The sequence below is a fragment of the Streptomyces sp. NPDC031445 genome, assembly GCF_055581365.1.
Genome location: NZ_JBVIJO010000001.1, coordinates 1424689 through 1436715, shown reverse-complemented (window position 1 = coordinate 1436715; position 12027 = coordinate 1424689). Strand labels below are relative to the sequence as shown.

8 protein-coding genes are annotated in these 12027 nt (G+C 73.6%); 5 read left to right on the top strand and 3 right to left on the bottom strand.

The genetic code is table 11. The features are described 5' to 3' along the window. Window positions 1-6: 6 nt before the first annotated feature. Both ACZ5DC_RS06140 and ACZ5DC_RS06135 read right to left on the bottom strand, forming a co-directional pair. The gene (locus ACZ5DC_RS06140; protein ID WP_468649831.1) at window positions 7-1359 is read right to left on the bottom strand and encodes a serine hydrolase domain-containing protein; all 1353 of its coding nucleotides are present in this window, start codon (window positions 1357-1359) and stop codon (window positions 7-9) included. 102 nt (window positions 1360-1461) lie between these two features. Beyond that, the gene (locus ACZ5DC_RS06135; RefSeq protein ID WP_468649829.1) at window positions 1462-2670 is read right to left on the bottom strand and encodes a cytochrome P450; all 1209 of its coding nucleotides are present in this window, start codon (window positions 2668-2670) and stop codon (window positions 1462-1464) included. A 1400-nt stretch (window positions 2671-4070) separates the two neighbouring features. Here ACZ5DC_RS06135 and ACZ5DC_RS06130 point away from each other — a divergent pair. Then, complete coding sequence (locus ACZ5DC_RS06130) at window positions 4071-6209, top strand: SpoIIE family protein phosphatase (protein WP_468649827.1); 2139 nt, start codon at window positions 4071-4073, stop codon at window positions 6207-6209. Window positions 6210-6285: 76 nt separating this feature from the next. Here ACZ5DC_RS06130 and ACZ5DC_RS06125 read toward each other — a convergent pair whose 3' ends face one another. After that, window positions 6286-7593: a S1 family peptidase gene (locus ACZ5DC_RS06125; protein WP_468649957.1), complete on the bottom strand. Its 1308-nt coding sequence runs from the start codon at window positions 7591-7593 to the stop codon at window positions 6286-6288. 203 nt (window positions 7594-7796) lie between these two features. Between ACZ5DC_RS06125 and ACZ5DC_RS06120 the strand changes: the two genes are divergently transcribed. The 4 genes from ACZ5DC_RS06120 to ACZ5DC_RS06105 all read left to right on the top strand — a co-directional run bounded on the left by ACZ5DC_RS06120 (window position 7797) and on the right by ACZ5DC_RS06105 (window position 12027). After that, window positions 7797-8210, top strand: a complete 414-nt coding sequence (locus ACZ5DC_RS06120; protein WP_468649825.1) for a PaaI family thioesterase — start codon at window positions 7797-7799, stop codon at window positions 8208-8210. A 470-nt stretch (window positions 8211-8680) separates the two neighbouring features. After that, window positions 8681-8899: a hypothetical protein gene (locus tag ACZ5DC_RS06115; protein WP_014676668.1), complete on the top strand. Its 219-nt coding sequence runs from the start codon at window positions 8681-8683 to the stop codon at window positions 8897-8899. A 102-nt stretch (window positions 8900-9001) separates the two neighbouring features. Beyond that, window positions 9002-9808: a hypothetical protein gene (locus tag ACZ5DC_RS06110; protein WP_468649823.1), complete on the top strand. Its 807-nt coding sequence runs from the start codon at window positions 9002-9004 to the stop codon at window positions 9806-9808. Continuing rightward, window positions 9805-12027: an NHLP family bacteriocin export ABC transporter peptidase/permease/ATPase subunit gene (locus ACZ5DC_RS06105; RefSeq protein WP_468649821.1), complete on the top strand. Its 2223-nt coding sequence runs from the start codon at window positions 9805-9807 to the stop codon at window positions 12025-12027. The genes ACZ5DC_RS06110 and ACZ5DC_RS06105 overlap by 4 nt, the downstream gene beginning before the upstream one ends.

The window sequence follows — 12027 nt, the reverse complement described above, 5'->3', positions numbered from 1 at the left end:
CCGTGCTCAGTCAGGGTCGGTGCGGCGGGCCGTGCGGCCGGAGATCTGCACCCGTTCGATCCTTCCGGTGGCCGGATCCCGGTGGAAGCGGCCCCCGGGCTCCAGGCGCCCGGTGCCGGGATCGACCAGGTCGCAGGAGAGGTCGGCGTAGCAGACCAGCGGCAGGGGCAGGTCACCGTCCACCGACAGGGCGGGCGAGCCGTCGGGGCCGGGCGCGATGTGATAGGTCGTGGTGCCGTTGCGGTAGGTGCCGGCGCACTCGGGCAGGGCGACGGGACGCCCCCGGTCCGCGACCGGGGTGCCGGCGGGCACCCGTACGCCGGTCAGCCGGCCCAGTTCCTCCGTGAGGTCGCGCCACAGCGCGGTGGCGCCCCCGGCGTTGCCCGTGAAGGCGACCACCACCCCGCTCTCCGGGTCGGCCCGCAGATGGCAGGACGTGCCCTGGGCGTTGCCGTCGTGCCCGCACCAGACGCGCTCGTCCCGCTCGTAGAGGGCGAGCCCGGGGCTCCAGCCGTCGGCCAGGGTGCCCGGCCGGGCGGCGGTCTCGGGGCGGCGCATCTCCTTGGCGACGGCGGGCGGCAGCAGGTCCGCGCGGCCGGTCAGCGCGTTGCCGAACGCGACGAGGTCCCGGGCGCTCGCGAGCAGCGCTCCGGCCGGCGCCTCCAGTGGCGCGAGGTTCTGCCGGGCCGGACGGGTCTGCCCGGTCGCGGAGTTGACGGCGTGCCCGATGGCCGTGGGACGACCGGGCGCGGGGTCGCCGACGAACGCGGGCGTGACGCCTAGGGGTTCGAGGAGCAGCGCGCTCACCGCCTCGTGCCAGGGCATGCCGGTGACCGTCTCCACCAGGCGTCCGGCGGCGACGTAGCCGGCGTTGGAGTAGGAGAAGTCGGTCCCCGGCGGGAACAGCGCGTCGCGGGCGGTGCACACGGCGGCGAGATAGCGGGGGGCGGTGGTCGAGGCGGCGGTGTCCGAGTCCGGTCCGGTCGGCAGGCCGCCGGTGTGGCTCAGGAGCTGACGAATCGTCACTTCCGGTACGGCGGCGAGCTCGGGGAGGTGGGCGGCGGCGGGTTCGTCCAGGTCCAGGTCGCCGTCGTCGGCCAGGAGCATGACGAGCGCCGCGGTGCAGGGCTTCGTGAGCGAGCCCAGCGGGACCGCCGTGTCCTCGGTGAGGGGACTGCCGGTCGTGACGTCGGCGGTACCGGTGTGCACGGAGATGACGTCCGTGCCGGTGTCCAGGGCCAGTTGGGCGCCGGGCACCCGGTGGGCACGGGCGAGGGCTTCGAGGCGGTCCTGTATCTCCCGGCGTAACAGGGACGACGTCCGGGAGGCGGCCGGAGCGGTGGGGATGGTGTACGGCATGAGAAGGGGACTCCCGTTGGATGGGTCTCATGTGCGGGTGTGCCGGTCGGGGCCCGTGTCCGAGCGGTGGCGGGGCCGGCCGGTGCGCTGGGCGCGCTCGGGCTACGGTCTGCGGACCTCGACGGGCAGGTGCCGCACGCCGATGATCACGGCCGGATTCTGGTAGGCGATGTCCTCGTAGGAGGGGATCGCCAGCATGCGGAATCGTTCATGCAACATCCGCAGGGCGATCCGCGCCTCCAGCCGGGCCAGGGGCGCGCCGAAACAGAAGTGGATGCCGTGTCCGAAGGTCAGATGCGGGTTGGGGTGCCGGGTCACGTCGAAGACGTCGGGCGCCTGGAAGCGGGCGGGGTCCCGGTTGGCGGCGCCCAGATGGGCCATGAGCAGCGTGTCGGCCGCGATCTCGTGGCCGCCGAGGACCACGGGCCGGGTGACGCGGCGGCCCAGCTCCGGGAACGGGGGCAGCCAGCGCAGCACCTCCTCGACGGCGGCCGGGATCCGCGCGGGGTCGGCGCGCAGCGCGGCGCTCGTGCCGGGGTGCCGGTCGAAGGTGACGACGGCGTTGCCCAGCAGCGCGGTGGTGGTGATGTGCCCGGCGACCAGCAGCAGGGCCACGAAGCCGACCATCTCCTGGTCGGCGAGGCGGACGCCGTCCACCTCGGCGGCGATGAGCCTGCTGGTCAGGTCGTCACCGGGGTCGGCGCGGCGGGCACGGATGTGGTCGAGCATGTAGCCGTTCATCTCGCGCACGGTGGGCGCGATGGCCTCCAGTGCCCGTTCCAGGTCGGCCATGTCGGGCGCCTCGCCGAGCTGGTCGCCGCCGAACAGCACGCTCGCCCACTCCTGGAAGAGGCGGTGTTCCTGCGCCGGGATGCCGAGCAGTTCGGCGATGACGATGATCGGCAGCGGATAGGCCAGCGCGTCGACCAGGTCGAACCGGTCGCGGTCGGCGACGGCGTCCAGCAGCCGGGCGGTGACGGCCTCGATGCGGGGGCCGAGCCCCTGGACCACCCGGGGGGTGAACGCCTGGCTCACCAGGGCGCGGAGCTTGCGGTGCTCCGGCGGGTCCATGCCGACGAAGTTGCCCTGCCGGAAGGTCTCGAAGTCGGACTGGGTGGGTGCGAGGGAGGACATGTCGGAGGAGTACGTCGCCGGATCGGCGAGCACGGTGGCGACGGTCTCGTGGTCCAGCACCTGCAAGACGCCCTGCGTCTCGTCGTACCGCACCGGACCGGCCTCGCGTAAGCCACGCCAGCGGTCGGGTAACTCCTCCAGGAGGAGCCGTTCGCCCGTCGGTTGCTTGCTGATCACCTTGTCTCCTTGCTGGCGCGTGCGGGCATGGAGGAGTCATGCGTGCGGGGAAGGCCGTGGACCGCCGCCGGCCGGGGGCCGGGCGGGTTCCGGGCACGGCTGCGTCCCCGCCTGCGGGACATCCGGACGGGAAGACGGGAAGAACGTGACCCCCGTGTCCTCCTCGGGCGCGACGGCATCGGCCGTCGTCGGACTGGTGTCCGGGTGGGCCGGGGACCCTCCGCGTCTGCGACGGGGTCTCAGCCCGCGCGGCGGGACCAGGCCCCCGCGATCGGTGGGATGGGCCTCAGTCCGTGCGGGGGAGGCCCGGCACCGGCGACGAGGTCTCCGCCCGTGCGGTGCGGCCCCCGGCCATCTGGCGCGTCCTCAGCACATCCGGCGTAGGACGTGGCCGCTGCGCGGCCGGCCACGGCCCCGTAGCGAGCGCTGTCGTGCGGCGCGCCGATCCGACATAACAGATCCCCCTCGGCGATAGCTCCCGCGCAGGCTCACGCGGGACCCTCCCGGCTTGTGAGGTGTGAGAATACGCAGTCGCAGCGCGTGCCGCCCCACGATTGGCATGATGCGTACCCCGAGACACCTTCGTTTCGATGGAACTCGGCCACAGTCTTCACGGCGAGTCACACACAAGCAACCCCCTGAAGTTGAACGGAGAGTACTCTGGCGGTGCTTTTGCGTCACTGCCCGGCCACTGCTCCGGGCCTCCGCGCACACGAGACCCCCGGCCGGTCCGTCGCCCCCGCGTGTGCCCCGGCGTCTCCCCCGCAAACCGAGCACACGCAGAAAATCTGTCATCGTGCGCCGGAGGCCGGGGCGCGCGGGCCGCGCCCGCACACGGGCCGGTGTGCCGCCCCTCTGTGAGACCCGGTGGCCGGACTGCCCCTGATCAGGGGTGATGATTCGGCCAGCGGGAACCGCGGGAACCGTAGGGCGACGGCGGCGACACGCGCGGCGCGCCGCACCGGCCCATCCCCGACACGCCCGGCGGTCACCCGTCCCGCCGCCCCGCACGCGACCGCTCGGGCACCGCGCGGGGCCGAGAACCGGCGCCGATGCGCATCATTTCGGCCATCCGGGCGCGGCGGGGGCGCACACAAGAAGCCCGAACGCCACCCGTGCTTCCCACCCACCGCCGGGCGCCGCCCCGGGACGCCGGCCGGCCCCTCGGCGCGGCGCGCTCGTCCGCCGTTCTCCCGTCCGCGGCGATGCCGCCCCTCCGTCCGCGGCAGACCCTCCCCTTCCGCGCCGGCGCATGGAGACGGCCGGGCGGGGTATTCGGAGCCATTCGGCACGCGCGGGCGCGAAGGGAGCCCCGTGGGCGTACACCGTGCGCGGGGCGCCGCCGCGAGGGAGTCTTGTGGCCGGGATGCGACGCGCGGCCGTACGAGGAGGTGGTCGGCGTGTCCGACGGGCCGGAGCCGGGGCGGGCACCGGCGGCCGGCGCGGCGCCGGCCGGGCAGCCGGTGCTGTCGCTGGCGCTGGCCACCCTGCTGGAGCAGGTGCAGGCGCACTCCGGCGCCGTCTACCTGCTCAGGCCCGACGAGACGGTCCTGGAGATGGCGGTCATGGCGGGCATGCCCCGCGCCTTCGCGGCACCGTGGGAGCGGGTCGGGCTGAGCGCGCCGATCCCGGTCGCGGACGCGGCGCGGGGGAGACGGCTGGTGTGGGTGGGCGGCGAGGCGGAGATGGCCCGCAGCTACCCGAGGATCTCGGTGGTGCTGCCGTACCCGTTCGCGCTGGCCGCCGCGCCCGTGGCGACGGAGCGCACGGTGTACGGCGCGGTGTTCGTGACCTGGCCGGGCACGCGCGCGGAGCTGTCGGACCGGGAGCGGGAGCATCTGACGGCGGCCTGCGCAGGGCTGGCGCTGCGGCTGGAACGGGCCGCGCGGGAGGACCGTCCCCTCGGGAACGAGCCGGACGTGCTCGCGGCGCCGGCGTCGTTCGTGGCGGAAACGCTGGGCTCGGTCGAGGCCGCGCGGATGGTGTCCCGGCTGCCGTACGGACTGGTCTCCCTGGATCTGCGCGGCCGCATCGGCTTCCTGAACGCGGCCGCCGCCGAACTGCTCGGCCTGCCCGCCGGGGAACTGCTGGGCACGGTGCCCTGGGTGTCGGTGCCCTGGCTGAACGACCCGATGTACGAGGACCGTTACCGGGCGGCGCTGGTGAGCCAGCAGGTGACGTCGTTCGTGGCGCTGCGCCCGCCGGGTGAGTGGCTGTCGTTCCGGATGTATCCGAGCACGACCGGGCTGAGCATGCGGATCACCCGTGCCCGGGCGGTGGCGGAGATGACGGGCCCGGCCCCGCGGGCGGGCCCGGGCCCGTCCCGGCTCGTGACGATCTCCCAGCTGCTGAGCCTGGCGGGCGCGCTGACCGTGGCGGCCGGGGTGCGGGACGTGGTGCAGCTGGTGTGGGACGAGGTGGTGCCGGCCGTCGGCAGCCAGGCGCTGGCGCTGCTGCGGGCGCAGGGCGGGCGGCTGCACGTGCTGGGGCACCGGGGCTATCGGGACCCGCACGTCGTGGAGCGGTTCGACGGGCTGCCGCTGTCCGAGCGCACCCCGGGCACGCACGTCCTGAGCAACGGCGTGCCCGCCTTCTTCGACTCCCGGGAGCAGCTGGAACGGCTGTATCCGAGCCGGCACCACACCCCCGACGGCTTCGCGGCCTGGGCGTACCTGCCGCTGATCGCGTCCGGGCGGCCGGTCGGCACCTGTGTGCTGGCCTACAGCGAGCCGCACGTCTTCCCCGCCGACGAGCGGGCGGTGCTGACCTCGCTCGGCGGGCTGATCGCACAGGCCCTGGAGCGGGCCCTGCTCTACGACGCCAAGCACCGTCTCGCGCACGGCCTGCAACAGGCGCTGCTGCCGCACTCGCTGGCGCCCCCGCCCGGCATCGAGGCGGCGGCCCGCTATCTGCCCGCCACCCACGGCATGGAGATCGGCGGCGACTTCTACGACCTGGTGCCGACCCGGCCGCTGGCGGCGGCGGTGATCGGCGACGTCCAGGGGCACAACGTGACCGCGGCCGGCCTGATGGGCCAGATCCGCACCGGGGTCCGCGCGTACACCACGGTGGGGCAGGCCCCGCACGAGGTGATGAGCAGCACCAACCGGCTGCTCATCGACCTCGGTTCCGAACTGTTCGCCAGCTGTCTGTATCTGCGGCTGGACCCGGCGCGCGAGCGGGCCGTCATGGCGCGGGCGGGTCATCCGCCGCCGCTGCTGCGCCGGCCGGACGGACGGGTGCGGGTGCTGGACCTGGCCGGCGGCCCGCTCCTCGGGATCGACGCCTCGGCCCGGTATCCGACGACCGAGGTCGCCCTGGTACCCGGCTCGGTGCTGCTGCTGTACACCGACGGCCTGGTGGAGTCCCCGGGCATCGACATCGAGGACGCGCTGGTCGGCCTCGGCGGGCTGCTCGCGGAGATCGGCGACCAGCCGCTGGAGAGCCTGGCGGACGAGGTGGTCCGGCACAGCGCGGGGGCCCGGGGGCGGATGGACGACGTCGCGGTGCTGCTGCTGCGCGCACGCGACGACGGCTGACGCGCGACCGGTCCGGCCCTCCCGCCGGAGGGCCGGACCGGTCAGTGGGAGGACCAATCGGCGGGAGCGGGACCGGTCAGTGGGAGCCGGCGGGGGACGACGACCCGTCGTCCGCCGCGCCGGCACCGGACGGATCGGCGCCGCCCCCGATCTGGTCACCGCCGGCACCGGCCTGATCGCCGGCACCGGACTGATCACCCGCGCCCGCCTGGTCGCCCGCTCCGTTGCCACCGCCGGCGCCGCCGTCGCCGAGCGTCGCGCCGGTGGCCTGGAGGGCGGTGGTCACCGGCTGGAAGAAGGTCTCGCCGCCGCTGGTGCAGTCGCCGCTGCCACCGGAGGTGAGACCGAGGGCGCTGCCGTCCTGGGTGAACAGGGAGCCGCCGCTGTCGCCGGCCTCGGCGCAGACGTCGGTCTGGATGAGGCCGGTGACGGTGTCGACGCCGTTCGGGTCGGTCTCGCTCTGGAAGTTGACGGTGGCGTCGAGGCCGGTGACCCGGCCGTCGTGCAACCCGGTGGTGGAGCCCATCCGGAACACGGTCTCACCGACGGTGGCGTCGGCGGCCTGCTTGATCTGGACGGTCTGGCCGTTGCCCGCGTTGACCTCGCTGGGCGCCCGGGTGTTCGGGTCGTCGTACTTGACGAGGGAGAAGTCGCCCTCGCCGGGGAAGGTCGCCTGGTCGACGGTGGCGATGGGCTGCCCGGTCGCGGAGTCGGACCACTGCTTGGCGGCGACCCCGCAGTGACCGGCCGTCAGGAAGGCGGGGCTGCCGTCGGAGGCGGTGACGTTGAAGCCGAGGGAGCAGCGGACGCCGCCGCCCTGCACCTGGGAGAAGATGGCGTCGCCGCCGGAGACGAGGGTCTTGAGGGTGCCGGAGGACTTCTTCAGGGTCGCCATGCCGGTCCCGAGGCCGCGCACCGCCGACCGGAGCCTGTTCCAGTCGGCGCCGGTCACGGTGGAGTCGGCGGTGACCTGGACCTTGTCGGTGCGCGGGTCGACGGCCCAGGAGGTGCCGGGGATGGTCGCCCTGGCCTTCAGCGTCCGCGCGGCGGCCTGGAGTTCGGCGGCGCTGTTGTCGACCTTGCGGACCACCGCTCCGGCCTTCTTCGCCTGCACGACGACGTTGTCGTCGCCGCTGACGACGTTGACGACGAGCTGCTGCTTGCCGCTGTCGTAGTACGACCCGGCGAAGGCGTCGCCGAGGACCTGCTGGAGCCGGCCGGCGAGGTCCGAGGCGTCCGTGGCCTTCAGGGTCTTCACGTCCGCCGTGCCGCCCGCCGTCGCGTCGCCCTGGTCCTGGGAGGCGTTGGCGTTGGGCAGCAGGAGGGCCGCCGCCCCGAGCGCCGCGACACCGCCCACCGCTATCGCGGCCTTGCGCTTGGGCATTCGCTTGTGACTCAAACTTCTCGACCTCCACGGGGTCTGCCGCTCATGGGCAGTGCGTATCGGGTGCGTACCGGGGCGCCTGGATGGCCGTACGTACGCACCGGCCGCGCGGTGTGTTCAATGCCGCTTCCGCGCGGTCGCACCGGCGCGGGGAACCGGCCATGCTCCGCGTGCCGTGGCGGGCGGCCGGGAACGATCCCCCTATGACGATGACCACCGCCGATGCCGGCAAGATCCTCGCCGCCAACTTCGCCCCCTGGGTGCTCGATCTGGGCCTGACCGTCGAAGCGGTGGGCGAGGACCGGGCCGTGCTGCGTCTGCCCTGGTCGGACCGGCTGGCGCGGGAGGGCGGCGGGCTGTCGGGACAGGCGCTGATGGCGGCGGCCGACACGGCGACGGTGATCGCGGTCTCGGCCGCCCGGGGCGGGTTCGTGCCGATGACGACGGTGCAGCAGTCGACCTCGTTCCAGCGGGCGGTGAGCGGCGCGGACGTCCTGATCGAGGCGGTGCTCACCAAGCTGGGCCGCCGGATGGCCTTCGCGGACGTCATGTTGAGCGACGCCGCCTCGGGCGCGCTGGCGGCCCGGGCGAACACGGTCTACGCGATCCTCGGCTGACACGGTTGCGAACCGACACGGACAGCGACCGATCAGTAACGCTCAGCTGAGAACGTGAAGCGGAATCCACCCTTCAGGGAATCTGCACATCGAATACCCAGCCGCGTCACGGCCGCACGGAGATCTGCACATCCGCGCGCCCCCCGGCACGTCTTTGGCGAGGAGTGCCGGATTCGCGATCCGGGGGGCAAGGCGCCCGGCGCGACGATGCCGCGCGGCATGTGAAGGAGTCGCCGACATGCCGTGCGCACACCTGCACGGTTGGACCCCTCTCACGCCGCAAATCCCCAGGTGGGAGCCGTGGTTGATTGGAAGCGCGGCCCGCGTGCGTGCTTTGATCCATCGCACCGCGGGGGTCCGGCGGGCCTCCCGGAAACGGGTGCCCGGCGCCTGCGGCCGCGGCCGTCCGTCTGTCCCCAGAGGGGGCCGCTCCCCCCTTGTGAGATATCCATATGAAGGGAAGTTCCATCATGAACTCCACCCCCCAGGTCGAGACCGTCGAGATCTCGGACGCCGAGCTGGACAACGTCTCCGGCGGTCTGTCCGTGAACACCCTCAACAGCACCCTGGGCACCGTGAACGCGGTGGCCCCGGGCGTCACCGGCCTGGTCAACACGGTCGTCGGCACCGTCGAGGGCGTCTCCGGCCTGAACGTCGCCCCGGTCAACGGCCTGGTCGCCGGTCTCTGATCGCACCCCCGGTGTGACCGACGTCCCGGAGCCGTCCCACGGCTCCGGGGCTCATCGGTGCCCTGAAACACCCGCGTCTCTCCCACAGGTGAGGGAAGTTCCGTGCAGTTCCGCCAACAGGCCCTCGCCAGGCTCCAGTCGCCGGAGGAGCTGGACCTCCCGGTGCGGCTGGCCCGCCCGCAGGGCTGGCTCGCGCTCGGGGTCACCCTCGTCGTCATGGCCGCCGCCTCCGTCTGGGCGGTGACCGGCTCCGTCTCCTCCACCGTGAGCGCGCCCGCCGTCCTCACCCACGGGCAGGGCAGCTACGTGCTGCAGAGCCCGGTGGCCGGGCAGGTGACGGCCGTCCTCGCCCGGCAGGGCCAGCGGCTGCCCGCGAACGCGCCCCTGCTCAAGGTGCGTACGGGCGACGGCGAGACCGTGGTGCGGACGGTCGCCGCCGGACGCGTCACCACGCTCGCCGCCACCCTCGGCCAGATCGTCCGGACCGGCACCGACGTCGCCGCGGTCGAGAAGGTCGCCCACGCCTCCGACCCGCTGTACGCGACCGTGTACGTACCGGCCGAGAACGCCGCCGCCATCCCGGCGCACGCCCCGGTCGACCTGACCGTGTCCTCCGTACCGACGCAGCGCTACGGCGTGCTGCGCGGCGAGGTGAAGTCGGTGGACCGCACGGCGCAGTCCGCCCAGTCGATCTCCGCGTTCCTCGGCGACAGCCAGCTCGGCGAGCAGTTCACCCGCAAGGGCCGCCCGGTGGCCGTCCTGGTGGAACTGGCCGCGTCCTCGTCGACCAGGAGCGGTTACCGCTGGTCGTCCAAGGACGGACCGCCGTTCCGGCTCGACTCCATGACGCTCGCCACCGGCTCCGTCCGGCTCGCCGACCAGCATCCCGTCGATTGGCTGCTCCCGTGACCACCGCCCAGGAGACCCGAGGCCGCAGACGCGCGGCCCCCGCCAAGCGCCCGGTCCCCACGTCCCGTACCGGCACGGTCCGTACGCCCACCGTCCTCCAGATGGAGGCCGTCGAGTGCGGCGCCGCCTCCCTCGCGATGGTGCTCGGCCACTACGGCCGGCACGTCCCGCTGGAGGAGCTGCGCATCGCCTGCGGTGTCTCCCGCGACGGCTCCCGCGCCTCCAACCTGCTGAAAGCGGCCCGCGCTTACGGCCTGACGGCCAAGGGCATGCAGATGGACCTGGCGGCCCTCGCCGAGGTGCGGGCCCCGGCCATCCTCTTCTGGGAGTTCAACCACTACGTCGTCTACGACGGCATGGGCCGCCGCTTCGGCCGGCGCGGGGTGTACGTCAACGACCCCGCCAAGGGCCGCCGTTTCGTGCCCATGGAGGAGTTCGACGGCAGCTTCACCGGTGTCGTGCTGGTGCTGGAACCCGGCGAGGGCTTCACCAGGGGCGGCCGCAGACCCGGTGTGCTCGGCGCGATGCCGGCCCGGCTGCGCGGCACCGCGGGCACGCTGCCCGCCGCCGTGCTGGCCAGCCTGCTGCTGGTGGCGGTCGGCGCGGCCGTACCCGCGCTCAGCCGCACCTACATCGACATGTTCCTCATCGGCGGCCAGACCTCGCTGCTGGGCGTCCTGTTCGCCTCGATGGCCGCCTGTGTGCTGCTCACGCTGGTGCTGACCTGGCTCCAGCAGGCCAACCTGCTGCACGGCCGGATCATCTCCTCCACCCTCTCCAGCGCCCGCTTCCTGCGCCATCTGCTGCGGCTGCCGGTGACGTTCTTCGCCCAGCGCTCCCCCGCCGACCTGGTGCAGCGCCTGCAGTCCAACGACCAGGTCGCCGAGACCCTGGCCCGGGACCTCGCGGCGGCCGGCGTCGACGCGATCGTGGTCGTCCTCTACGCGGTCCTGCTCTACACCTACGACCCGCAGCTGACCTTCGTCGGCATCGGCGTGGCCCTGCTGAACGTGGTCGCCATGCGGCTCGTCGTGCGGCTGCGCGCGACCCGGACGGCGAAGCTGCGCGCGGACACCGCGCGGCTGACCAACACGTCGTACACCGGCCTGCAGCTGATCGAGACGCTCAAGGCGACCGGCGGCGAGGACGGCTACTTCCGCAAGTGGGCCGGACAGCACGCCACCACGCTGGAGGAGCAGCAGCGGCTCGGTGTGCCGAGCGCCTGGCTCGGCGTGGTCGCGCCGACGCTCGCCACCTTCAACAGCGCGCTCATCCTGTGGATCGGCGGGATGCGCGCGGTGGAGGGGCACATCTCGGTCGGTCTGCTGGTCGCCTTCCAGGCGCTGGTCACCCGCTTCACCGCGCCGCTGACCCGGCTCAACGGCGTGGCGGGCCGCATCCAGGACTTCGCGGCCGACGTGGCCCGGCTGAAGGACGTGGAGAACTTCCAGGCCGACCCGCTCTACTCCCGCCCCGGCGGCGGCGACTCGACCCGGCGGCTGCACGGGCACGTCGAGCTGGAGAACGTCACCTTCGGCTACAGCCCGCTGGACCAGCCGCTGCTGACCGGGTTCGACCTGACCGTCGGCCCGGGACAGCAGGTGGCGCTGGTGGGCGGCTCGGGCAGCGGCAAGTCCACGGTCTCCCGGCTGATCTCGGGGCTGTACACGCCGTGGGACGGGGTGATCCGCATCGACGGCCGCCGGCTGGAGGACATCCCGCGCGGCGCGCTCGCCGCCTCCGTCTCCTTCGTCGACCAGGACGTCTTCCTCTTCGAGGGCTCGGTCCGCGACAACGTGGCCCTGTGGGACCCGTCGATCCCGGACGAGGCCGTGGTGGAGGCGCTGCAGGACGCGGCGCTGTACGACGTGGTGATGCGCCGGCCCGGCGGCATCCACAGCAGGGTCGAGCAGGACGGCCGGAACTTCTCCGGCGGGCAGCGCCAGCGCCTGGAGATCGCGCGGGCGCTGGTGCGCCGGCCGAGCATCCTGGTGCTGGACGAGGTGACCAGCGCGCTGGACGCGGAGACCGAGCAGGTCGTGATGGACAACCTGCGGCGGCGCGGCTGCGCCTGCGTGGTGATCGCGCACCGGCTGAGCACGGTCCGCGACAGCGACGAGATCGTCGTCCTCCAGCACGGCACGGTCGTGGAGCGCGGGCGGCACGGGGAGCTGGTGGCGCGCGGCGGCGCGTACGCGGCGCTGGTCAGGGAGCGGTGA

Bases quoted from the DNA above. Each gene is read 5' to 3' on its own strand.
- ACZ5DC_RS06140 (WP_468649831.1), bottom strand. From the start codon at position 1,359: ATGCCGTACACCATCCCCACCGCTCCGGCCGCCTCCCGGACGTCGTCC.
- ACZ5DC_RS06125 (WP_468649957.1), bottom strand. From the start codon at position 7,593: ATGCCCAAGCGCAAGGCCGCGATAGCGGTGGGCGGTGTCGCGGCGCTC.
- ACZ5DC_RS06120 (WP_468649825.1), top strand. From the start codon at position 7,797: ATGACGATGACCACCGCCGATGCCGGCAAGATCCTCGCCGCCAACTTC.
- ACZ5DC_RS06115 (WP_014676668.1), top strand. From the start codon at position 8,681: ATGAACTCCACCCCCCAGGTCGAGACCGTCGAGATCTCGGACGCCGAG.